The organism is Mycobacteroides salmoniphilum (genome assembly GCF_004924335.1).
Classification (GTDB): domain Bacteria; phylum Actinomycetota; class Actinomycetes; order Mycobacteriales; family Mycobacteriaceae; genus Mycobacterium; species Mycobacterium salmoniphilum.
This window is the reverse complement of record NZ_CP024633.1, coordinates 1,312,038-1,336,456: the sequence shown is the minus strand read 5'-3', so window position 1 is coordinate 1,336,456 and position 24,419 is coordinate 1,312,038. Positions and strand designations below refer to the sequence as shown.

At 61.9% G+C, this 24,419-nt stretch carries 15 protein-coding genes and 3 rRNA genes; 7 read left to right on the top strand and 11 right to left on the bottom strand.

The genetic code is table 11. From position 1 onward, the window contains the following. Positions 1-10 precede the first annotated feature (10 nt). Entirely contained in the window at positions 11-1,468 is a 1,458-nt protein-coding gene (locus DSM43276_RS06670; RefSeq protein WP_078328843.1) for a neutral zinc metallopeptidase, read from the top strand. A 6-nt stretch (positions 1,469-1,474) separates the two neighbouring features. On the opposite strand, the gene glgP is transcribed toward DSM43276_RS06670, so the two are convergent. Next, entirely contained in the window at positions 1,475-4,102 is a 2,628-nt protein-coding gene (gene glgP / locus DSM43276_RS06665) for an alpha-glucan family phosphorylase (RefSeq protein WP_078328827.1), read from the bottom strand. 75 nt (positions 4,103-4,177) lie between these two features. On the opposite strand from glgP, the gene DSM43276_RS06660 reads away from it, so the two are divergent. The 3 genes from DSM43276_RS06660 to DSM43276_RS06650 are packed head-to-tail and all read left to right on the top strand — an operon-like array spanning position 4,178 to position 9,958. After that, a complete protein-coding gene (locus DSM43276_RS06660) occupies positions 4,178-6,250 on the top strand; it encodes an alpha-1,4-glucan--maltose-1-phosphate maltosyltransferase (RefSeq protein WP_078328842.1) in 2,073 nt (690 codons plus the stop codon). After that, positions 6,247-8,454: a 1,4-alpha-glucan branching protein GlgB gene (glgB, locus tag DSM43276_RS06655; RefSeq protein WP_078328826.1), complete on the top strand. Its 2,208-nt coding sequence runs from the start codon at positions 6,247-6,249 to the stop codon at positions 8,452-8,454. The genes DSM43276_RS06660 and glgB overlap by 4 nt, the downstream gene beginning before the upstream one ends. 49 nt (positions 8,455-8,503) lie before the next feature. Further along, on the top strand, positions 8,504-9,958 hold the full coding sequence (locus DSM43276_RS06650; RefSeq protein WP_078328825.1) for a neutral zinc metallopeptidase: 1,455 nt from the start codon (positions 8,504-8,506) through the stop codon (positions 9,956-9,958). Positions 9,959-9,982: 24 nt separating this feature from the next. Here DSM43276_RS06650 and DSM43276_RS06645 read toward each other — a convergent pair whose 3' ends face one another. The 3 genes from DSM43276_RS06645 to DSM43276_RS06635 all read right to left on the bottom strand — a co-directional run bounded on the left by DSM43276_RS06645 (position 9,983) and on the right by DSM43276_RS06635 (position 12,540). Next, positions 9,983-10,912, bottom strand: coding sequence for a tetratricopeptide repeat protein (locus DSM43276_RS06645; protein ID WP_078328824.1), 930 nt, complete (start codon positions 10,910-10,912; stop codon positions 9,983-9,985). Positions 10,913-10,946: 34 nt separating this feature from the next. Continuing rightward, the gene (locus tag DSM43276_RS06640) at positions 10,947-11,300 is read right to left on the bottom strand and encodes a DUF3817 domain-containing protein (protein WP_078328823.1); all 354 of its coding nucleotides are present in this window, start codon (positions 11,298-11,300) and stop codon (positions 10,947-10,949) included. A 61-nt stretch (positions 11,301-11,361) separates the two neighbouring features. Beyond that, positions 11,362-12,540 (bottom strand): acetyl-CoA C-acetyltransferase, encoded by a 1,179-nt coding sequence (locus DSM43276_RS06635; protein ID WP_078325329.1) that lies wholly within the window; start codon positions 12,538-12,540, stop codon positions 11,362-11,364. A 60-nt stretch (positions 12,541-12,600) separates the two neighbouring features. Between DSM43276_RS06635 and mce the strand changes: the two genes are divergently transcribed. Continuing rightward, complete coding sequence (mce, locus tag DSM43276_RS06630; RefSeq protein WP_078328822.1) at positions 12,601-13,074, top strand: methylmalonyl-CoA epimerase; 474 nt, start codon at positions 12,601-12,603, stop codon at positions 13,072-13,074. On the opposite strand, the gene DSM43276_RS23765 is transcribed toward mce, so the two are convergent. Beyond that, positions 13,071-13,376, bottom strand: a complete 306-nt coding sequence (locus tag DSM43276_RS23765; RefSeq protein WP_078328821.1) for a hypothetical protein — start codon at positions 13,374-13,376, stop codon at positions 13,071-13,073. The two genes, mce and DSM43276_RS23765, sit on opposite strands and share 4 nt — an antisense overlap. Before the next feature lie 29 nt (positions 13,377-13,405). Beyond that, positions 13,406-14,095 carry an endonuclease NucS gene (gene nucS, locus DSM43276_RS06620; protein WP_078328820.1) on the bottom strand — a complete coding sequence of 230 codons (690 nt, stop codon included), beginning with the start codon at positions 14,093-14,095 and terminating at the stop codon, positions 13,406-13,408. A 36-nt stretch (positions 14,096-14,131) separates the two neighbouring features. Between nucS and DSM43276_RS06615 the strand changes: the two genes are divergently transcribed. After that, the gene (locus DSM43276_RS06615; RefSeq protein WP_078328819.1) at positions 14,132-15,742 is read left to right on the top strand and encodes an adenylate/guanylate cyclase domain-containing protein; all 1,611 of its coding nucleotides are present in this window, start codon (positions 14,132-14,134) and stop codon (positions 15,740-15,742) included. A 15-nt stretch (positions 15,743-15,757) separates the two neighbouring features. Here the strand turns inward: DSM43276_RS06615 and DSM43276_RS06610 are convergent, their stop codons facing one another. The 5 genes from DSM43276_RS06610 to murA form a co-directional block, all read right to left on the bottom strand. Then, a complete protein-coding gene (locus DSM43276_RS06610; RefSeq protein ID WP_078328818.1) occupies positions 15,758-16,627 on the bottom strand; it encodes a DUF4436 domain-containing protein in 870 nt (289 codons plus the stop codon). Between the two features lie 94 nt (positions 16,628-16,721). Further along, positions 16,722-16,838: ribosomal RNA gene (rrf, locus tag DSM43276_RS06605) — 5S ribosomal RNA — on the bottom strand. 80 nt (positions 16,839-16,918) lie between these two features. Then, positions 16,919-20,032 (bottom strand): 23S ribosomal RNA (locus DSM43276_RS06600). A gap of 297 nt (positions 20,033-20,329) precedes the next feature. Next, positions 20,330-21,845 (bottom strand): 16S ribosomal RNA (locus tag DSM43276_RS06595). Together the 16S, 23S and 5S rRNA genes form the textbook arrangement of a ribosomal RNA operon. Positions 21,846-22,455: 610 nt before the next feature. Next, complete coding sequence (murA, locus tag DSM43276_RS06585; protein ID WP_078328817.1) at positions 22,456-23,709, bottom strand: UDP-N-acetylglucosamine 1-carboxyvinyltransferase; 1,254 nt, start codon at positions 23,707-23,709, stop codon at positions 22,456-22,458. Positions 23,710-23,838: 129 nt separating this feature from the next. On the opposite strand from murA, the gene DSM43276_RS06580 reads away from it, so the two are divergent. Then, entirely contained in the window at positions 23,839-24,414 is a 576-nt protein-coding gene (locus tag DSM43276_RS06580) for a cob(I)yrinic acid a,c-diamide adenosyltransferase (RefSeq protein ID WP_078328841.1), read from the top strand. Positions 24,415-24,419: the final 5 nt, after the last annotated feature.

The following is a 24,419-nucleotide window of genomic DNA, read 5'->3' as shown; positions in this document are numbered from 1 at the left end:
AGAGATGGCCATGTCGCTTCCGGTCAGGTGGTTCCGCAACCCGACGGGGATCCTGACCTGCTGCGCCCTGCTGCTCCTCGTGTTATCCGCTTGCGCGAATGCTGTTGATGGCGCACCGGTTTCGCAGCTCGGCAATGCCTACCAAGTCGCCGGGCTCCCTGCCGTCGACGGCCCGTCCGGGTTACGCCCGAATCCCAAACCGGCCGACAGGGCCGTGCGTGGCACCGACGACGGCGAGATGGACCGGCTTGCGGTCAGCGCGGTCGCCGACATCGAAGACTTCTGGCAGGAGGCATATCCCAAGACCTTCTGGGCCACATTGCATCCGGTCGAATCACTAGTGTCCTGGAATAGCGAGAGCCCCAGTACAACTGACTTCTGCAACAACCCGACGATCGGCTTCGACAACGCCGGGTACTGCATCAGGCAGAACAGCCTTGGGTGGGACCGCGGCGCGCTGTTGCGCAGGCTGGTGCGGATGTTCGGACCCATGGCGGTACCCATGACGCTGGCCCACGAGTACGGACATGCCGTCGCGCACCAATCGGAGATGGTTGACCCTCACACGCAGACCCTGGTCGGTGAGCAGATGGCCGATTGTCTCGCCGGAACATACCTGCGGTGGGTGGCGCAGGGCAGCTCGCCGCGTTTCACGCTGAGCACGGGCGATGGTCTCAACAAGGTCATCGCGGCGCTCATCGCCTTCCGGGACGACCCCGTCGAGGCAGGCGGTGCCCTCGATGCGCACGGATCCGCATTCGAGCGGGTATCGGCGTTCCAGCGCGGATTCGTTGACGGCGCAGCCGAATGCACCCGGATCGATATGGCCGAGATTGCCAAGCGTCGCGGCGGGCTCCCGGAGAACTTGCCGCCCGGCGCATCGGGAGACACGCCCGTCTCCATCGACACCTTGCGCACCCTGATGATGGTGCTCCGAGCGGTGTACACGCCTACGGGGAACACATCACCGCCGCGACTGTCGGTGTCGGGGGCCGCATGTGACGAGCCCGGCCATCGGACGCGGTCCGCAGCCGCGGTGTACTGCCCGGATTCCAATACCGTGGCCCTCGATCTACCGCGACTGACCGATCTGGCCCGGCCCACCCACGATCAGGGGCAGATAACGGGCGACTTCACCGCCTACTCGATGGTCATTTCCCGCTATGCATTGGCGATCGAGAAGCAACATGGCCTGCCGCTGGACAACGGGCAGAGCGCGCTACGCAGCGCCTGTCTGACTGGTGTCGCATCGGCGGCCATGGCCAAACCCACGACGCCAACCCGGGAACCGAACCCGATGGTGCTCACCGCCGGGGATCTTGACGAGGCCGTGTCGGGCCTACTGACCAATGGCGTCGTGGCCAGCGATGTCAACGGAACCACCATCCCGGCCGGCTTCTCCCGGATCGATGCCTTCCGCGACGGAGTGGCTGGATCGACGGACCGCTGCCTCACGCGCTACGGCTGATCGCTCCTAGTGCTCCAAGTCGCTGGCGGCCAACACCGAGAGGCCCAGCTCGCTATCGCCGGCCAACAGCGGATGGTGCGGAAGCACCCGCACCGTGTAGCCCACAGATCCGGAGACCGGCAATGTGGTCGTGGTGGAGAACGTCTCCACCCCACCATCACGGCTACCCGTGTGCGTCATCGGGACGATCTCCGAATCAGAGAGCTTGTCGTCCAAGTCAACTCGACCGATCACGGCCTGCACCGCAACCTCCGTCGGTGCCAGCCCGGAAAGCTGAACCGACGCGGTGAGCGTCAACGGAGACCCCAACAGCGGCGTGTCCGGCAGGCCCGAACTGTCGACGTCGGTGATGACCAGCGACGGCCACACCTGCTGCACCCGCTCCCGATAGCGCGCCAGCTCCTTGGCCGGGGTAAACGAATCATCGGGACCGACGGTGGCGCGCAGCGATTTTGCCGCAGGAGCGTAGTAGCCCACCGTGTAATCACGAACCATCCTGGATGCCAACACCTTGGGACCCAACTTCTCCAGCGTGTGGCGAACCATCTCCACCCAACGCTGCGGGGTGCCGTGTTCATCGCGTTCGTAGAACTTGGGCGCAACCTTCTGCGCCAGCAGCTCGTACAGCGCGGCGGCCTCCAGGTCGTCGCGTCGCGTATCGTCGGTGACCCCGTCGGCCGTCGGTATCTCCCAGCCGTTTTCGCCGTCGTACCACTCGTCCCACCAGCCATCGCGGATGGACAGGTTGAGCCCACCGTTGAGCGCACTCTTCATCCCGGAGGTCCCGCACGCCTCCAGCGGGCGCAGCGGATTGTTCAGCCACACGTCGCAACCGAAGTACAGGTAGCGGGCCATCGACATGTCGTAATCGGGCAGGAAGGTGATCCGGTGTCGCACATCGGCCTGGTCGGCGAATTTGACGATCTGCTGGATGAGGCCCTTGCCGCCATCGTCGGCGGGATGCGACTTGCCTGCCACGATGAGCTGTACCGGCTGCTTCTCGTCGAGCAGTAGCTCACGCAACCGTTCCGGGTTGCGCAGCATCAGGGTGAGCCGCTTGTACGTCGGGACGCGACGCGCGAAGCCGATGGTCAGCACGCCAGGGTCGAAGGCAGTGTCCACCCAGCCCAATTCGGCCTCGGCAGCACCCCGCTGCAGCCACGATGCACGTATCCGCCGCCGCACGTCCTGTATCAGCTGCTCTCGCAGCTGCGACCGGATCCACCAGATGTGTCCGGGATCCACCTCGTGGATGCGGTCCCATCCGCTGGCATCGTTGAACGCCTCGGCGCCGACGAGCTGCTGCCCCAACTCCAACCACTGCGGCGCCGCCCACGTGGGCGCGTGCACGCCATTGGTGATCGACCCGATCGGGACCTCCGCGGCATCGAATGACGGCCACAATCCGTTGAACATCGACCGGCTCACCTGGCCGTGCAGCAGCGATACGCCGTTGGCGCGCTGCGCCAGGCGCAGCCCCATGTGAGCCATGTTGAACGTGGACGGATCGTCCTCTGCCCCCAGGGCGATGATGCGGTCCACCGGCACCCCGGGCAGCAGCGTGGAATCACCGGATTCCCCGAAGTACCGACGCACCAAGTCCACGGGGAATCGGTCGATACCCGCGGGAACCGGTGTGTGCGTGGTGAACACGGTGCTGGACCGCACCACCGTCAAGGCCGTTTCGACATCCAGCCCGTGCTGCCCGACGTACTCACGGATGCGCTCCAGCCCCAGGAACCCGGCATGCCCCTCGTTGGTGTGGAACACCTCCGGAGCCGACACGCCTGCGGAGGCGACATACGCACGAATGGCGCGCACACCACCGATGCCGGCCAGGATCTCCTGCTTGATGCGGTGGTCCTGGTCACCGCCATACAGCCGGTCGGTGACATAGCGCAGTTCCCGATCGTTTTCGGCGATATCTGAGTCCAAGAGCAGCAACGGAATCCGGCCCACCTGCGCAACCCAGATGCGTGCGGAGAGCACCCTGTCCTGTGGCATCGGCACCGTGATCAGGATCGGGGTGCCATCTTCATGCGCCAGCAGCCGCAGCGGCAGTCCGGCCGGATCGATCAACGGATACTGCTCGGTCTGCCAGCCGTCGGCGGTCAACGACTGCCGGAAGTATCCCGACCGGTAGTGCAGTCCCACCGCAATGAGCGGCAGACCCAGGTCGGAGGCAGCCTTGAGGTGATCGCCGGCCAGGATCCCCAAACCGCCGGAGTAGTTCGGCAGCACCTCGGAGACGCCGAACTCCATCGAGAAGTAGGCGATCGCGGTCGGCAGAACGGTGCTCTCGGCGGCCTCTGCGGGGTCGTCGCTGGTTCGCTCCAGCTGGCGCTGGTACCACATCGGCCGGTTCAGATAGTCATGCAAATCACCCGCCAGGGCAGCCACCCTGTCGACAAAGCCGTCGTCGGCCGCCAGTTCGTCGAGCCGTTGCGCCGGGACCGACCCCAGCACCGCGACCGGATCGTGGTTGGTCTGGTCCCACAGTTCGTGGTCGATATCGGCGAAGAGATCCAGGGTGGGCTGATGCCATGACCAGCGCAGGTTGTTCGATAACTCGCCCAGCGCCGCCAACCGCTCCGGAAGATGGGCACGAACCGTGAATCGACGTAGGGCTTTCACCCTTCAGAACCTTACTGAGATTTCGGTGGAGCGCATGCCCGGCGGCGAGATAGGCCGTCTACTACGGTGGACGTGGTGACCGGACGCATAGGCATCGACGATGTCGCCCCCGCGATCTCGGGAGGACGCTATCCGGCGAAAGCCGTCGTGGGTGAGGTCGTGCCCGTGGCGGCGACCGTATGGCGGGAAGGTCACGAGGCGGTCGCCGCGACCCTGGTGGTGCGGTGCCTGGGCCCCAGCTATCCGCAGCTCGCGGAGGGCCCGCTGCGCCGCATCTCGGCTCCCCGCGACAAGGACACGAGCGCGACGCGCATCAAACCGCTGCATGTCCAGATGCGGCCGGGCGGCGCACTCGACCGTTTCCACGCCAGTTTCGTCCCGGACCGGGAGGGGCTGTGGACCTTCCGGGTCGACGGATGGGGTGACCCGATCGCGACCTGGCGTCACAACGTCGAGGCCAAACTGGAGGCCGGGCAGGGTGCCGCGGAATTGGCCAACGATCTGGAGATCGGCGCGCGACTGTTCGAGCGTGCGGCGTCCGGAGTGCCGCGCAAGCGCCGCAAGCCCCTCCTGGACTCGGCGGAAGCGCTGCGCACCCAGGACGATCCAGGTGCACGGTTTCAACACGCGCTCTCCGATGAGGCGCAGGCGCTACTCGCCGAGTTCCCGCTGCGCGACCTGCTCACTCGCGGGACCCAGTACGGCGTCTGGGTCGATCGCACCCGTGCGCTGTACGGCTCCTGGTACGAGCTGTTCCCGCGTTCCACCGGTGGAGTGGGGCCGGACGGACGACCCATGCACGGCACTCTGGCGACGGCGACCACCGACCTGGCACGGGTCGCCGCCATGGGATTCGATGTGGTGTACCTACCGCCGATTCATCCGATCGGTGAGATAAATCGCAAGGGCCGCAACAATAATCCGATCGCCGAGCCTGGTGAGGTCGGTTCACCGTGGGCCATCGGCAGCGCCGCGGGCGGCCACGACGCGATCCACCCCGAGCTCGGAACGCTCAGGGATTTTGACCGATTCGTGTCCACGGCAGGCAAGCTGGGCCTGGAAGTGGCACTGGACTTGGCGTTGCAGTGCGCGCCAGATCATCCCTGGGTGGGCGCGCATCCCGAGTGGTTCACCGAGCTCCCCGACGGCACCATCGCCTACGCGGAAAACCCTCCGAAGAAATACCAGGACATCTATCCCCTGAACTTTGACACCGATCCAGCGGGCCTATACACCGAGGTGCTGCGCGTGGTGCAGCACTGGATTGCCCACGGTGTCAAGATATTTCGGGTAGATAATCCGCATACCAAGCCGCCCGACTTCTGGCAGTGGCTGATCGGTGAGGTCAAGGCGGCCGATCCCGACGTCCTATTCCTCTCCGAGGCGTTCACCCGCCCGGCCCGGCTCTACGGCCTGGCCCGGCTCGGCTTCACCCAGTCGTACACCTACTTCACCTGGCGCACCGCAAAATCCGAGATCGCCGACTTCGGCAGAGAGATTGCCGCACAGGCGGATGTGGCGCGCCCGAATCTCTTCGTCAACACGCCGGACATCTTGCATGCCAGCCTCCAACACGGCGGACCGGGCATGTTCGCCATCCGCGCCGTCCTCGCCGGCACGTTGAGCCCCACCTGGGGCGTGTACTCCGGATACGAACTTTACGAACATGTTCCACTGCACGAGGGCAGCGAGGAATACCTGGACTCGGAGAAGTACCAGCTGCGCCCTCGCGACTACAAGGGCGCCGTCACGCGTGGCGAATCATTGGAGCCGTTCATTACTCGGCTGAACGAGATCCGCCGACTACATCCCGCCCTGCATCAGCTGCGCAACATCACCTTCCATCATGTCGAAAACGACGCTCTGCTCGCGTATTCCAAGTTCGACCCGATAACCGGCGACGCCGTCCTGGTCATCGTAAATCTCAACCCCTTCGGCCCCGAGGACGGCACCATCTGGCTCGATCTGCCCGCGCTCGGCCTGGACTGGCACGAGACCTTCTGGGTGCGTGACGAACTCACTGGTGAGCAGTATCGCTGGGGGCAGGCCAACTACGTGCGACTCGACCCGTCCAAAACCGTAGCCCACATTCTCAACCTGCCGCAGGTTCGAGAACCGGCCCGCGCACATCTGGTGTTCCGCCCATGACCACACCCGCAACCTTCGCGAAGCCAGACGCCGCCGATATCGCCAGATTGGTGGCGGGAACCCATCACAACCCGCATTCGATTCTCGGCGCGCACGAGTATCCGAACCCGGGCGGTAAGGGGCACACCGTCATTCGTGCGTTCAAACCTGGCGCAACTGCGGTCGCCGCGGTGGTGGGCGAGGAACTTCACCCGATGACCCACCTGGAGTCGGGATTGTTCGTGGTGGCGTTGCCCTTCCTGAACCTCCTCGACTATCGCCTCGACGTCGACTACGACGGCACCTCGTTTGTCATCGCCGACGCATATCGATTCCTGCCCACGCTCGGCGAAGTGGACCTGCATCTGTTCAACGAGGGCCGCCACGAGCGGCTCTGGGAAATCCTTGGCGCGCATCCGCGCTCATTCGTCACCGCGGACGGCGAAGTGAGCGGGATCTCCTTTGCGGTGTGGGCTCCCAACGCGCACGGAGTCTCGGTGATCGGCGATTTCAACGGGTGGAACGGCAACGATGCCCCCATGCGAACCCTGGGATCCTCCGGAGTCTGGGAACTGTTCTGGCCGGGTATGACGCTCGGCACCCTGTACAAGTTCCGCGTGCACGGCGTCGATGGGTCAGTGACCGATCGGGCCGATCCCTTCGCGTTCGCCACCGAGTTGCCCCCGGCCACCGCGTCGCGGGTCGCCGCCTCCTCGTATTCCTGGGAGGACGGCGAATGGATGTCCCGGCGCGGCACTCGCAATCCGGTGTTCGAGCCGATGAGCACCTACGAGGTGCATCTGGCGTCGTGGCGGCCCGGGCTCTCCTACCGCCAACTGGCCCGCGAACTCACCGAATACATACTCGCTCAGGGGTTCACTCACGTCGAGCTGCTACCCGTGGCCGAGCATCCCTTCGGTGGATCCTGGGGCTACCAGGTGACCTCGTACTACGCTCCGACCTCGCGACTCGGCACGCCCGATGACTTTCGGTACCTGGTCGATGCCCTGCACCGCGCCGGAATCGGCGTCATCGTCGACTGGGTGCCCGCGCACTTTCCCAAGGACGCGTGGGCGCTGGCGCGTTTCGACGGGACGCCCCTGTATGAGCACGCCGATCCGCATCGCGCCGAACAGTTGGACTGGGGCACATATGTTTTCGACTTCGGACGCCCCGAGGTACGCAACTTCCTGGTCGCCAATGCCCTGTTCTGGCTCGATCAATTCCATATCGACGGCCTGCGCGTGGATGCCGTCGCGTCGATGCTCTACCTCGACTATTCACGCCCCGCGGGCGGGTGGACACCCAACATTCACGGTGGTCGCGAAAACCTGGAAGCGGTGCAGTTCCTGCAGGAGATGAACGCCACGGTGCACAAGCTGCATCCCGGGATCGTCACGGTGGCCGAGGAATCCACGTCGTGGCCGGGCGTTACCCGTGCGACCAGCCTGGGCGGCCTTGGCTTTTCCATGAAATGGAACATGGGATGGATGCACGACACCCTGGGCTACCTCGGGCGTGATCCCATTCACCGCAGCTTCCATCACCATGAGATGACCTTCTCCATGCTGTACGCCTTCAGCGAGAACTTCGTACTGCCCATCAGCCATGACGAGGTGGTGCACGGTAAGGGCACGCTGTGGACCCGGATCCCGGGTGACGACCACGCCAAGGCTGCCGGGCTGCGCTGTCTGCTGGCCTACATGTGGGCACACCCCGGCAAGCAGCTGCTGTTCATGGGTCAGGAGTTCGGCCAGCGGGCCGAATGGTCCGATGAGCGTGGTGTCGACTGGTTCCAACTGGGCGAAGATGGGTACTCATCGGGAATCGGGGCGCTGACGGCCGATCTGAATTCCGCGTACCAACAACGTCGTGCGTTGTGGTCACAAGACACCGCACCCCAAGGGTATTCGTGGATCGATGCCAACGACTCGGCGAACAACGTGCTGAGCTTCCTGCGCTTCGGTGATGACGGTTCGGTGTTGGCATGCATCTTCAATTTCGCGGGCGTAGAGCACAGCAGCTACCGGGTTGGGTTGCCGCTGACCGGTCGCTGGCGTGAGGTCATCAACACCGACGCGCTGCAGTACCACGGCAGCGGGGTCGGGAATCTGGGCGAAGTGATCGCCTCGGCGAACCCGTGGCACGGCCGCCCGGCCTCGGCCACGCTGGCACTGCCACCCGCAGCTGCCATCTGGCTGGAACCCGTCTCAGGGGACCTGTAGACGACATTAGGATGCGCTAAACGCAAACTCGCGTATGAGGGGTGGCTCGATGTCCAAACGCTGGATGGCACTGCTGGTGGGGCTGGTGCTGGTAGTCGCGTCGTGTGGCCGTCCGCTCGGTGGGCAACCTCAATCCATCTACGCGGATCCCCTGCGCGTGGCCGGCATGCCCGCGGTCGATGGCCCCTCCGGCATGAAACCCGGGGTGCAGATCCCCAAGCGCAAGATCGAGAACACCGATAACGGGGAGATCGACGATTACGTCAAGGTGTCCCTGGCGGACATCGAGGACTTCTGGACGCAGTTCTACGGCGATTCGTTCGCCAATTTCCGACCGGTGTCCCGGCTCATTTCCGTTGACTCGAGTAAGAGCAACCGCGACCTGGAATTCTGCGGGGGCAACCTGAACGGGTTCATCAATGCCGCGTTCTGTCCGCCGGAAAACTCGTTCGCGTGGGATCGCGGTCAGTTGTTTCCCTACCTGCGCAAGCAGATGGGCGATATGGCCATGAACACCGTCATGGCCCACGAGTACGGACACTCGATCCAATACCACGCCCAGCTCATCACCCCGATCGACGATCCCAAGATGACCAAGGACCAGGTCGAGTACCTCCTCGATCTCAATCAGGAGCAGCAAGCTGACTGTTTCTCCGGCTCCTATCTCCGCTGGGTCACTCAAGGGGATTCACCACGATTCACCCTGAACACCGCCGATGGACTCAACAAGGTCATGGCCGCGATGATCGCCATCCGCGACAACGACACCAGTAAGAAGTGGGCCATCCACGGTTCGGCGTTCGAGCGGGTCTCGGCTTTCCAATTCGGGTTCACCGACGGTCCCATGGCCTGCAAGCGCATCGACGCCCGCGAGATCCTCAAACGCCGCGGCGAACTTCCGAAGGGCCTGGGTGTGGGCCCGAATGGCGACAACTGGCCCATAAACCCCGACACCATCGATGCGGTGCTTGCCGCAGCCTCGCAGGTGTTCCCCATGGACAACCCACCCAAGGCGGTATACGGCGAGGGGAAATGCTCCGACGGTTCGGGCACCGCACCGGCTTCGTTCTGTCCCAAGGACAACACGATTGCCCTGGACCCGAAGGCTCTGCAGAAGATGGCCACGCCCTCATCGGATCGGGCACTGTTCTCCGCGCAGGTGAACGGCGACTATTCGGCGTTCAGTGTGATCGTCTCGCGCTACGCACTGGCGGCGCAGAAGGCCGCAGGGCTGGAGACCGAAGGCATCATGACCGGGCTGCGCACCGCGTGTCTGACGGGATATTTCACCTCGCGTGCCGCCGGCAAGGGCATCGTGACTCCCCGCGCGCCAGTCATCCTCTCCGGCGGCGATCTCGACGAGGCCGTCTCCGAATTGCTTTCCAGCGGTAGGGCTTCCAGTGACGTGAAGGGCCAGACCGCGCCGGCCGGATTCTCCCGTATCGACGCCTACCGGATAGGCGTGCTGGGTAATGACCAGACCTGCGCCAAGCGCTTTCCGTAGGTGCGGGAGCCCGTCAACGCCGAACTAGAACAGCGCGTTGGCGAGCTTGCGCCGCCCGGCGACCACGGCAGGATCGGCGGGATCAAACAACTCGAATAGCTCGAGCAGTCGGGCGCGCACCGCGGCCCGATCATCGTCGGCTGTCGCGCGAACCAGCGCGACCAGCCTGTCGAACGCCGAATCTGGCTGCTGCGAAAGCACTTCCACGTCGGCGGCGGCTAACCCCGCTGCGATATCCCCCGGTATGGCATCGGCGACAGCCACGGCATCTTGCGGCAGACTCGTCGCACGGATCAGGAACTCGATCTGGCGCACCGACGCGGTCGCCTCGGCCGCCACCGCACCGGTGGCCCCGTCGTCCAGCAGGGCCTGATACGCGGTGCGAGCCGCCTCGAAATCTCCGGAGTCCAGCGCATCACGCGCAGCCGCGAGCGCCGGGTCTGTGTCGTTTTCGGACTCGTCGATGTCCTCACCGTCCGACGCGGCGGCATCGGGCAGCTTACCGGCGACCGCGTCGAGGATCGAGTCGAGCCAACGTCGCAGCTGATCAGCCGGCTGCGGTCCCGCGAAGCTGGTGATGGGTCGCCCTGCCGCCACGGCCACCACGGTAGGCACCGCCTGCACGCCGAAGACCTGTGCGATCTGCGGGCTGGTGTCGACGTTGACCGTGGCGAGGATCCACTTGCCGTTGTCCTCTGCGACCAGGTCGCCCAATGTGGCGGCAAGCGTCGCCGAGGCCTCGCTACGCGGCGATCCCAGAAGCACGATCACAGGGACGCGGTTGGACTGCGCCAGCACCTCGGCTTCCAGATTCGCCTCGGTTACCTCGACGGTCCAATCACCCCCGGCCGAGGGCTCGCGGGGTGTTGCGGACTCCTGCGCGCGCTGCTTGAGAGCGGAGAGGTCGACAGCTCCGGACATGGCCGCAGCCATCGCGGGACGTGGTCGGGTCACGCCGTCCAGTCTGTCACGGCTCGCGACCTCCGCACTACGGCGCTGCGTCGCCCGCCGGCGCCCTATCCGTGATGGGCAATTTACCCGCCTTGTCGGCCCATATGACAAAGATCACACTGCACAAAGGGGCTACCCCAGCTAACAGTGCGAGCAACCAGGTGAGCGGGCTCCAGCGGTATTCACGACCCGCCAGAAATCCCACCACCAAGTACGCGATGAAGACGACCCCATGGATCCAGCCGAAGACCTTCACGCCGATCTCATTACCTGGATCCGGCACGTACTTGAAGAACATCCCGGTGAGCAGACCCGCCCAGCTGACGGCCTCGAGCAACGCGATGGCGCGGAACCTGCTAGCGGTGCTGCGCAGGTCGAAAAGCTGTGTCATGCCCTCATTGTGCCCGACACATCGCCGATCTACTACGCCCTGTCGTTGAAAGTCGTGAAACTTACACCCGCACGATGAGGGCGTCACCCTGACCGCCGCCGCCGCACAGTGCGGCCACACCGATACCACCGCCGCGGCGCTTGAGCTCCTGCGCCAGATGCAGCGTGATCCGGGCACCCGACATCCCGATGGGGTGACCGATAGCGATCGCACCACCGTTGACATTGACCTTGGCCGGATCGATACCCAGGTCCTTGATCGAGGCCAAGCCCACCAGCGCGAAGGCCTCATTGATCTCGACCAGGTCGAGCTGATCAGGGGAAATCCCTTCCCGCTCACAGGCCTTCCGAATGGCGTTGGCCGGCTGCAGCTGCAAGCTGGAGTCGGGGCCGGCGACGACACCATGTGCACCGATCTCGGCGATCCATTCCAGCCCCTCGCGCTCCGCGCGCTCTTTGCTCATCACCACGACGGCACAGGCGCCGTCGGAGATCGGCGAGGACGACCCCGCGGTGATGGTGCCGTCCTTGCTGAACGCCGGACGCAACCCCGCCAGTGACGTGGCAGTGGTGTCCGCACGGATGCCTTCGTCCTCGGCGAACTCGATCGGGTCGCCCTTGCGCTGCGGGATCTGCACCGCGACCACCTCGTCGGCGAAGACACCGTCCTTCCATGCACGGGCGGCGTTCTGATGCGAGCGCGCCGCGAACTCGTCCTGCTGTTCACGGGTGAACTTGTCGGACACGTTGCGCTGTTCGGTGAGCAGGCCCATCGCCTGGTCGGTGAAAGCATCATGCAGACCGTCGAAGGCCATGTGATCAACGAGCGTCACGTCGCCGTATTTGAACCCGGACCGGCTCTTGGGCAGCAGATGTGGGGCATTGGTCATGGATTCCTGACCACCGGCGACGACGACCTCGAACTCGCCGGCACGAATCAGCTGGTCAGCCAGGGCAATGGCATCGACACCGGAAAGGCACACCTTGTTGATGGTGAGCGCAGGGACATCCATACCGATTCCACCGGCAACCGCCGCCTGGCGCGCGGGAATCTGGCCGGCACCTGCGGTGAGAACCTGGCCCATGATGACGTAATCGACCGCGGACGGCGCCACCTTGGCCTTCTCCAGGGCGCCCTTGATAGCGATTCCGCCCAGCTGAGCGCCCGAGAAGTCCTTCAGAGATCCCTGGAAGCGGCCAACGGGTGTACGCGCTCCAGCAACAATCACGGACGTGCTCATGGAATCTCCTTAATACTGCTCGAGTGGACGCCGTTTTCTGGAACGCGTTACCGTTGCGTTATGACGACATCGTCTCCTCTTGATGTTCCCTCGATCCTATCGACCGGCCTTGTGACCGCGATCGACCACGTGGGTATCGCGGTGCCTGACTTGGACGTCGCGATCGAGTGGTACCACGAGCACCTGGGCATGATCCTGGTGCACGAGGAGATCAACAAGAGTCAGGGCGTCCGCGAGGCGATGCTGTCCTTCCCCGGAGCAGAGCCCGGCAGCGCACAGATTCAGCTGATGGCCCCGCTCGATGAGTCCTCGCCCATCGCCAAGTTTCTGGACAAGAAGGGCCCGGGACTACAGCAGCTGGCCTACCGCGTCACCGATATCGACGCGCTGACCGATCAGCTGCGTGCTGCGGGAGTCCGTGCGCTCTACGAGGAGCCGCGCCTCGGCACCGCGAACTCACGCATCAACTTCCTGCATCCCAAGGACACCGGCGGCGTACTCATCGAGCTCGTCCAGCCTACGCAGTCGCACTAGCTCCAACGCCGCGTCGGGCTTCGGTTCGCCCGGTTGCTCCAGCACGGCGTATGCCAGTGTCGGCGGTCTTCCGCTCCACTGTCGTGCCTCTCGGAGACGGGCCACGCCACCACGTGCGCTACCCCCATCGCTATCTCGTGATCGCATCCGGGACAGCGGTAAACCTTGATCGCTCGCGCTGCGGAGATCCGCCGCACCTGGTAGTCCAGACCATCAGTCCCCAGCTCCACCTGATGCCCGCCGAGGGGCGACGCAGCGGAACGATCGCCGGCATCGCGGCGCGGCGGATGTCGGCGGCCCATGTGGTGATTCTAGGAGCCGTGGGGCGATTTCAGAACAAACGGAATTCGTCTGAGTCCATTCCCCGCATGGCATCGTAGTTCAGTGTGAGACAACGGATTCCGCGATCCTCGGCAAGGGTACGGGCCTGAGGCTTGATCTGCTGCGCCGCGAAGACACCGGCGACCGGCGCCAGCGTGGTGTCACGGTTGAGCAGTTCGAGGTAGCGGGTCAGCTGCTCGACACCATCGATCTCGCCGCGGCGCTTTATCTCCACCGCCACCGTCGCACCGTCGGCATCACGACACAGGAGGTCCACCGGTCCGATCGGGGTCATGTACTCGCGACGTACCAGGGTGTATCCGTCGCCGAGTAGCGCAACATGCTCGGCGAGCAACTCCTGCAGGTGCGCTTCCACCCCATCCTTGACCAGTCCGGGGTCAATGCCGAGCTCATGCGCCGAGTCATGCTCGATTTTCTCGATGGTGATCCGCAGCTGCTCGGCGGCCTTGTTCTCCACCACCCACACGGTCGACGCTCCACCCTCGCCCGAGCCCTCACCCTCGGTTTCGATGAGCCAGCATGGCGGGCTCATCCAGTTGAGCGGCTTATAGGCTCGATCATCGGCATGCACACTCACCGAGCCGTCGGCCTTGATCAGCAAGAGCCGCTTGGCGGATGGCAGGTGGGCGGTCAACCGGCCGACATAATCAACCGTGCATTGAGCTACAACGAGACGCACCGGCTCACTGTATAGGGCGTTAGGCTGACCACAACTATGGCAAACGAGTCGATTCGCGCAGTGTCGCGACGAGTGGGCCGTGCCCTGGCCGCGATCACCGGGCAGACCGGCCGACTCGAGGCCGGCGATGGGTACGGATCGTGGCTGCTGGGCCGCTATGACGAAAGCACCCTCGTCCAGCGCATCCGCATCCAGCTGATACTGACCGTGTTCGTGGTGGCCGCCAACCTGATTGGTGTCGCCGTAGTCATCCTGCTGGTGCTCGTCGCGGTGCCCGACCCCAACGTCTTCGATGCACCCTGGTGGATCCAATTCGTGGTCGTTCCGGTGTACGTGACACTCGCGGTGCTCATCGGCGCCGTGTGGGGTACCCGCCGAATCTTCAAGGTGGTGCGTTGGGCCATCGACGAACGGGAGCCGACCAAGGAGGACCAGCGCAACGCGTTTGCGGTCCCTCGGCGACTGACGGTCGTCGAGGCGATTCTGTGGGCGGGCGGTACCGCCTTGTTCACCACGCTCTACGGGCTGCAAGATCCGCTCTACATTCCCAAGATCTTCTTCGCGGTGGGGTTCAGCGGGGTGGTGGTCTGCGCGGCGAACTACCTGTTCACCGAGTTCGCGATGCGCCCCGTCGCCGCGCGAGCACTCGAAGCGGGGTACCGCAGGAGGCGGCTCGCCTCGGGAATCATGGTGCGCACCATGCTGGCATGGATGCTGGGATCCGGGGTGCCCGCTGTCGGCATCATGCTCACTGGTGTCGGTGCGCTGATCTTCGGCAACTTCACGGTCAACCAGCTCGCCGTGGCGGTCATCATCCTGGCGTCATTCCCGGTGGTATTCGGGTTGATCCTCATCTGGATCGCATCGTGGATGACTGCCGCCCCTGTCAAAGAGGTGCAGGCCGCGCTCAAGCGCGTCGAACAGAACGATCTCGACGTCAACCTGGTCGTCTACGACGGCACCGAACTGGGCGAGCTGCAGGCAGGTTTCAACACCATGGCAGAGGGTCTACGCGAACGCGAGCGGGTCCGGGACCTCTTCGGCAAGCACGTCGGCCGTGAGGTCGCCGCCGCGGCCGAATTGCAACAGCCCGCGCTTGGCGGCGAAGAACGCCACGTCGCCGTGCTTTTCGCCGATATCGTCGGGTCTACTCAGCTGGCGGCCACTCGGCCCGCCATCGAGGTGGTCGCGCTGCTGAACCGATTCTTCACCGTCGTTGTCGAAGAGATCGACCGATACGAAGGCATGGTCAACAAGTTCGAAGGCGACGCCACCCTCGCTGTGTTTGGCGCGCCGGTTCGGCAGGACCGTCCCGAAAGCCAGGCACTCGCCGCCGCCCGCGCCATCGCCCGCCGGCTACGGACCGAGGTGCCCGAATGCCAGGCAGGCATCGGCGTGGCCTCGGGGCAGGCGGTGGCCGGAAACGTCGGGGCCCATGACCGCTTCGAATACACCGTGATCGGCGACCCAGTCAACGAAGCAGCTCGGCTCTGCGAGCTCTCCAAAACGGTGCCGGGACGCTTGGTGGCTTCGCTCGACACCGTATTACGCGCACACCATCGCGAGGCGTTGCACTGGCGCTCGGGCGACACCGTCACGCTGCGCGGACGCACCGAGCCCACCGAGCTTGCCGTACCGGTGGGCTAAACGCTGCTGCCCGATCTAGTCGGACTGCTTCCACCAGGCTTCGACGTAAAGCACCATCGCCACAACGAGTGCAATGAGTACCCATAGCACCAGCGCTTGGTCTATCCACGCTCCCGGCGGTGGCGCTCCGGGCAAGATGTTGCGCAACGGGACGATGGCGAACAACATCGTTCCGAACCACGTTGTCAGCGGCGGGTGGAACTTCTTCCTCCCCTTGACCGTCTCGATTGCCACAATCAGGGCCATTGTCGGAAGTGTGATCAACACCAGGCAGATGCCCGCATCGAATGCCAGGGTGCCGCGAGCCCGTACCAGCGTGACCGTCGTCTGGTCACCCGTGCCAGCCGGCGCCGGCGATGTCTCCGTCGACGCCCGCCATCCGCCCAAGCTCCCGATCACTTCGATGCGCGCTGGTACCGGACGCCGCCCTACGCCATTACCCACCATGACTTCTGCGCGCAAACTCCCTGTGGAGTATTCGTCGAACGGCCATGACTGGGCATCACCGGTTGCGACCAGAGTGTCGTCCATGGCGACAGGGACCGTCCCCCGCGGAAAATGCCGCTCCCCGTAATCCAGCGAGGACACCAATCGCACGGACATGTCCGCATTCAACAGCCCGAAGGCATCGAGTGTCGTCTTCGCCGGTAACACCACAACTTCGGCGTCCAGCCGGTTATTCACCGTCCGCAGGTCCTGGAGATCGATGACCACCACAGTCTCGTTGTCCCGCGACAGATCCAGATCGGCCGACGGCGGGCCCGAATGATGATCCAGCATCCGATAGATGACGAGAAAACCCACGTAGATGACCAGCACTAGTATCACTGCACCCACGGTGGTGGCAGCCGGCTTCAGCTTGAAGCTCCCCTTGAATGCCTGCACAGGGTTCCTATCTCTACCGTCACACTATTTCAGAAATCTAGCAGCCAGAATATGAAAATACCCCCCAGTTTCCTGGGGGGTATTTCCAATTTATGTTCGGCGGTGTCCTACTCTTCCGTTCCGTGTTAAGAACAGTACCATCGGCGCTGAGAGGCTTAGCTTCCGGGTTCGGAATGGGACCGGGCGTTTCCCTCTCGCTGTGGCCGCCGTAACTCTTTCGTGTGATTAACACACAAGTTATCTGGTGGTGGAGTGTGGTCGTCAAATGACGACGAATAGTGGTTGCGATTTATTAGTAAGTTTTCGGTCGATTAGTGCCAGTTCCCTGAACGTATTACTACGCTTACAGGTCTGGCCTATTGAACCCATAGTCTGTGGGTGACCTTATCCCTCTAAAAGGGTAAGAAACCTGGTCTTGGAATAGGTTTCCCGCTTAGATGCTTTCAGCGGTTATCCTGTCCGAACGTAGCTATCCAGCCGTGCTCCTGGTGGAACAACTGGTACACCAGAGGTTCGTCCGTCCCGGTCCTCTCGTACTAGGGACAGGTTTCCTCAAGTTTCTGACGCGCGCGGCGGATAGAGACCGAACTGTCTCACGACGTTCTAAACCCAGCTCGCGTGCCGCTTTAATGGGCGAACAGCCCAACCCTTGGGACCTGCTCCAGCCCCAGGATGCGACGAGCCGACATCGAGGTGCCAAACCATCCCGTCGATATGGACTCTTGGGGAAGATCAGCCTGTTATCCCCGGGGTACCTTTTATCCGTTGAGCGACACCCCTTCCACTCAGAGGTGCCGGATCACTAGTCCCGACTTTCGTCCCTGCTTGACTTGTAGGTCTCGCAGTCAAGCTCCCTTGTGCACTTGCACTCAACACCTGATTGCCGTCCAGGTTGAGGGAACCTTTGGGCGCCTCCGTTACTTTTTAGGAGGCAACCGCCCCAGTTAAACTACCCACCAGGCACTGTCCCTGGACCGGATATACGGTCCGAGGTTAGAGGTTCAATACGATCAGAGTGGTATTTCAACGATGACTCCACAAACACTGGCGTGCCTGCTTCAAAGTCTCCCACCTATCCTACACAAACCGAACCAAACGCCAATACCAAGCTATAGTGAAGGTCCCGGGGTCTTTTCGTCCTGCCGCGCGTAACGAGCATCTTTACTCGTAGTGCAATTTCGCCGAGTCTATGGTTGAGACAGTTGAGAAGTCGTTACGCCATTCGTGCAGGTCGGAACTTACCCGACAAGGAATTTCGCTACCTTAGGATGGTTATAGTTACCACCGCCGTTTACTGGGGCTTAAATTCTCCGCTTCACCCAAGGGTTAACGGGTCCTCTTAACCTTCCAGCACCGGGCAGGCGTCAGTCCGTATACATCGTCTTGCGACTTCGCACGGACCTGTGTTTTTAGTAAACAGTCGCTTCTCACTGGTCTCTGCGACCTCGTTCAGCTCACGGAGCAAGTCCGGTCACCAAGCGAGGTCCCCCTTCTCCCGAAGTTACGGGGGTATTTTGCCGAGTTCCTTAACCATAGTTATCTCGTACGCCTTAGTATTCTCTACCTGACCACCTGTGTTGGTTTGGGGTACGGGCCGTGTGTGAACTCACTAGAGGCTTTTCTTGGCAGCATAGGATCACTGAATTCGCCTCAATCGGCTATGCGTCACCTCTCAGGCTTATGACATCCGGATTTGCCTAGATGTCGCCCTACAGGCTTGCTCCGGTATAACCACTAACCGGTACAGCTACCTTCCTGCGTCACCCCATCGCTTGACTACTACCACCGAAGGTCCCACGCAGCGGGTTCATGTCGCACTCCGAAGAGATTGATCTAGAACCTTTTGGGTGGTTAGTACCGATGATTCATCATGGGCGCGCACACACGGGTACGGGAATATCAACCCGTTGTCCATCGACTACGCCTGTCGGCCTCGCCTTAGGTCCCGACTTACCCTGGGAGGACTAGCCTGGCCCAGGAACCCTTGGTCATTCGGCGGGCAAGTTTCTCACTTGCCTGTCGCTACTCATGCCTGCATTCTCACTCCCGCACCCTCCACTGCTGAATTACTTCGCAGCTTCGCTGGGTGCAGGACGCTCCCCTACCCATCCATGCCACTGCCCCGAAGGGAATGTATTGCATGAATGCCGCGGCTTCGGCGGTGTACTTGAGCCCCGCTACATTGTCGGCGCATAATCACTTGACCAGTGAGCTATTACGCACTCTTTCAAGGGTGGCTGCTTCTAAGCCAACCTCCTGGTTGTCTTCGCGACTACACATCCTTTTCCACTTAGTACACGCTTAGGGGCCTTAGCCGGCGATCTGGGCTGTTTCCCTCTCGACGTACGGAGCTTCTCCCCCGCCGTCTCACTGCCGCGCTCTAACTTATTGGCATTCGGAGTTTGGCTGACGTCAGTAACCTAGTAGGGCCCATCGGCCATCCAGTAGCTCTACCTCCAATAAGAAACACGCGACGCTGCACCTAAATGCATTTCGGGGAGAACCAGCTATCACGGAGTTTGATTGGCCTTTCACCCCTACCCACAGCTCATCCCCTCAGTCTTCAACCTAAGTGGGTTCGGGCCTCCACGGCGTCTTACCGCCGCTTCACCCTGGCCATGGGTAGATCACTCCGCTTCGGGTCCAGAACACGCCACTATGGGCGCCCTATTCAGACTCGCTTTCGCTACGGCTACCCCTCACGGGTTAACCTCGCGACGTGTCCCTGACTCGCAGGCTCATTCTTCAAAAGGCACGCCATCACCCCACGAGGAGGCTCTGACGGATTGTAGGCACATGGTTTCAGGTACTATTTCACTCCCCTCCCGGGGTACTTTTCACCATTCCCTCACGGTACTAATCCGCTATCGGTCACTAGAGAGTATTTAGGCTTACCGGGTGGTCCCGGCGGATTCACAGCAGATTCCACGAGCCCGCTGCTACTCGGGATGAAGTACGAGACAGGTGTCGGATTTTCGCGTACCGGACTCTCACCGTCTGCGGCGGGCCGTTCCAGACCACTTCCGCTAATCACGACACTTTTTTACTGTCCGCCGGTCTGGTAGAACCGGCAAGTACAACTCCCACAACCCCGCACACACAACCCCTACCAGGTATCACATGCATGCGGTTTAGCCATCTTCCGCTTTCGCTCGCCACTACTCACGGAATCACGGTTGTTTTCTCTTCCTACGGGTACTGAGATGTTTCACTTCCCCGCGTTTCCTCCCAAAGCCTATATATTCAGCAGTGGGTAACACGACATCACTCGTGCTGGGTTTCCCCATTCGGATATCCTCGGATCAAAGCTCGGTTGGCAGCTCCCCGAGGCTTATCGCAGCCTCCTACGTCCTTCATCGGCTTCTAGTGCCAAGGCATTCACCATGCGCCCTTAAGAACTTAGCTAATAAATTGCAAAAACCAGCCTCACTCGTAAACGAGCGAGGCTATGTTTAGATGCTCGCAACCACTATCCATAAGTCAAAGACCACACCCCACCACCAAGCAGGGTGACAACACAATGTGTTGCCTCAGGACCCAACAGTGTGCCAGCGTTTCAATTCTTATGACAGTTCGACGTTTTGCCGACTACCTATCCACGGGGTGGACAGGATTTATAAAACATATTCACCAAGCATGCATCCACTACAGATACTCGCTTTATGTTCCCAATTCATTCGACTGGGAAATGGTGCTCCTTAGAAAGGAGGTGATCCAGCCGCACCTTCCGGTACGGCTACCTTGTTACGACTTCGTCCCAATCGCCGATCCCACCTTCGACAGCTCCCTCCAAAAGGTTAGGCCACTGGCTTCGGGTGTTACCGACTTTCATGACGTGACGGGCGGTGTGTACAAGGCCCGGGAACGTATTCACCGCAGCGTTGCTGATCTGCGATTACTAGCGACTCCGACTTCATGGGGTCGAGTTGCAGACCCCAATCCGAACTGAGACCAGCTTTAAGGGATTCGCTCCACCTTGCGGCTTCGCAGCCCTCTGTACTGGCCATTGTAGCATGTGTGAAGCCCTGGACATAAGGGGCATGATGACTTGACGTCATCCCCACCTTCCTCCGAGTTGACCCCGGCAGTCTCCTACGAGTCCCCGGCATTACCCGCTGGCAACATAGGACAAGGGTTGCGCTCGTTGCGGGACTTAACCCAACATCTCACGACACGAGCTGACGACAGCCATGCACCACCTGCACGCAGGCCACAAGGGAATACCTATCTCTAGATACGTCCTGCGCATGTCAAACCCAGGTAAGGTTCTTCGCGTTGCATCGAATTAATCCACATGCTCCGCCGCTTGTGCGGGCCCCCGTCAATTCCTTTGAGTTTTAGTCTTGCGACCGTACTCCCCAGGCGGGGTACTTAATGCGTTAGCTACGGCACGGATCCCAAGGAAGGAAACCCACACCTAGTACCCACCGTTTACGGCGTGGACTACCAGGGTATCTAATCCTGTTCGCTACCCACGCTTTCGCTCCTCAGCGTCAGTTACTGCCCAGAGACCCGCCTTCGCCACCGGTGTTCCTCCTGATATCTGCGCATTCCACCGCTACACCAGGAATTCCAGTCTCCCCTGCAGTACTCTAGTCTGCCCGTATCGCCCGCACGCCCACAGTTAAGCTGTGGGTTTTCACGAACAACGTGACAAACCACCTACGAGCTCTTTACGCCCAGTAATTCCGGACAACGCTCGGACCCTACGTATTACCGCGGCTGCTGGCACGTAGTTGGCCGGTCCTTCTTCTGTAGGTACCGTCACTTTCGCTTCGTCCCTACTGAAAGAGGTTTACAACCCGAAGGCCGTCATCCCTCACGCGGCGTCGCTGCATCAGGCTTGCGCCCATTGTGCAATATTCCCCACTGCTGCCTCCCGTAGGAGTCTGGGCCGTATCTCAGTCCCAGTGTGGCCGGTCACCCTCTCAGGCCGGCTACCCGTCGTCGCCTTGGTGAGCTATTACCTCACCAACAAGCTGATAGGCCGCGGGCTCATCCCACACCGCAAAAGCTTTGCACCACTCACCATGAAGTGTGTGGTCCTATCCGGTATTAGACCCAGTTTCCCAGGCTTATCCCAGAGTGCAGGGCAGATCACCCACGTGTTACTCACCCGTTCGCCACTCGAGTACCCCGAAGGGCCTTTCCGTTCGACTTGCATGTGTTAAGCACGCCGCCAGCGTTCGTCCTGAGCCAGGATCAAACTCTCCAAACAAAAATTTAATCCCGACAAAACAACTGTCAAAAGAATTGTTATCGACATAAAATGTCTATATAAACACTGACACACTATTGAGTTCTCAAACAACACATTTATTTGTTGTGGCTATGAATTCGGGAATTTCTTCCCTTATTCTTGCCTCCGCCCTTTCAGGCGGCTCGGAAACCGTATCAAGTTCGGTGAACTTGAGTCAAATTCCCGGTTTTGGCTGGTCACTTGCGCACCATCCGATCGCCGAGATATCTGAATTTCTTCTTTTATCTCGACTTCCGCTCTTTCGGGCGGCTGGGAAACCGTATCAAGTTCGGTGAACTTGAGTCAAATTCCCGGTTTTGGCTGGTCACTTGCGCACCATCCGATCGCCGAGATTTCCGAATTTCTTCGTCTATTTCGACTTTCGCTCTTCCTGAGCGGCCCGGGAACCGTATCAAGTTCGGTGAACTTGAGTCAAACTCCGGGTTTTGGCTGGTCACTTGCGCACCAAACCTAAGACTGGAATTTCGGAATCGCTTCCTTGTCCCAGCCTCGCTCTTTCAGGGCAACCCGACCACTGTACCAAGTCCAGTGAACTTGAGTCAACTTCGGGTTTCGGGGGTGGTCAGCGCTAGCTGACCCGCTCGACTTCGGCACCCAAGCTCTGGAGATTCTCCACGAACAACGGGTAACCGCGGTCGATATGAAAGACATCGTATACCTCGGTGACGCCATCCGCCACTAGGCCCGCCAAGACCAGCCCCGCGCCTGCCCGGATGTCCGATGACCACACGGGTGCACTGGACAGTTGCCGGATCCCCCGGACCACAGCGTGGTGTCCATCGGTCCGGGCATCGGCCCCCAGCCGCATCATCTCCTCGACGAAGCGGAATCGGGCTTCGAAGACATTCTCGGTGATCATGGATGTGCCGTCTGCTATCGCGGCGAGCCCAATTGCCATGGGCTGCAGGTCAGTTGGGAATCCAGGGAACGGCAACGTCGCTACGTTTATCGCTTTGGGACGCTCGTACTGAACGACGCGAAATCCGTTGTCGTTCTGAGTAACTGTGGCGCCGGCATCATGCAGCTTGTGCAGCACCAGTTGCAGGTGTTCCGGATCGACTCCGGTAACAGTGACGTCACCGCGGGTCATCGCGGCAGCGAGACCCCAAGTGGCAGCGACGATTCGGTCTCCGATAACGCGATGCTCGGTGGGATGAAGCTTGGAGACGCCGATTACCGTCAATGTCGACGTCCCGGCACCTTCTATCTGGGCGCCCATCTGCACCAACATGGTGCACAGGTCCACCACATCCGGCTCGCGCGCAGCGTTGTGGATGGTCGTGACGCCATCGGCGAGCACCGCTGCCATCAAAATGTTCTCCGTGGCACCCACTGACGGAAAGTCGAGCTGAATATCGGCCCCGTGCAATGCTTTTGCCTCTGCGACTACACACCCATGCTCGATGGCGCATTCCGCCCCGAGCTGGCGTAGGCCTGCCTGATGCATGTCGAGCGGACGTGACCCGATGGCATCTCCGCCGGGTAACGCCACCTTGGCCCGTCGACACCGGCCCACCAGCGGCCCCAGGACACATACCGAGGCGCGGAACTGCCGTACCGCCGCGAAGTCGGCGTCGTACTTAGGTTCGTCCGGTGAGGTGACCCTGACGACATCACCTTCTAACTCCACCGTCGCACCCAATCCCCGCAGCACCTCCGCCATCAGCGGCACGTCGAGGATGTCCGGACAGTTGGTGATGGTGCTGGTTCCCTCCGCAAGGAGAGTGGCCGCCATCAGCTTGAGCACACTGTTCTTGGCGCCGGTTACCGCCACGTTGCCGGTAAGCCGGGCGCCGCCGGTCACCAAGAAATGCTCGCTCACGCCCGACAGCGTAGCCGGGTAACGTTTCGACGCATGACCGATGAGCCACGCGGGCGAAGAGGCAACGGAAACGATGGCGCACCCGCAGGCGCGAAGGACCCGCAGCGCGAGCGGGCAGCATCGAGTGGCGTGCATCTCACGCGCATCTACACCCGGACCGGAGACGACGGAACCACGGGTCTGAGTGACTTCTCGCGCGTACCGAAGAATGATCCGCGGCTCGCCGCGTACGCAGATTGCGACGAAGCGAATGCCGCCATTGGTGTCGCGGTGGTGCTCGGGAACCCGAGCGGGCCGATCGGCGCAGTGCTGCTGCAGATCCAGAACGATCTGTTCGACGCCGGCGCGGACCTGTCGACTCCCGTGATATCCGACCCCGAATACCCGCCGCTGCGGATCACCCAGCCGTATATAGACCGCCTCGAGCGCTGGTGTGACGAGTACAACGCGGATCTGCCCAAGCTGAATTCCTTTGTGCTGCCAGGTGGTACCGCGCTATCCGGGCTGTTACATGTGGCGCGGACCGTGGCGCGTCGGGCGGAACGCTCGGCCTGGGCCGCCATCGACACCTATCCCGACAGCACCAACGTGCTGACCGCCAAGTATCTGAACCGGCTCTCGGATCTGTTGTTCATCCTGTCGCGGGTCGCCAACGACGGTAAGGACACGCTCTGGAAGCCCGGCGGACCCGCACAACCCGCCTAGCGGGT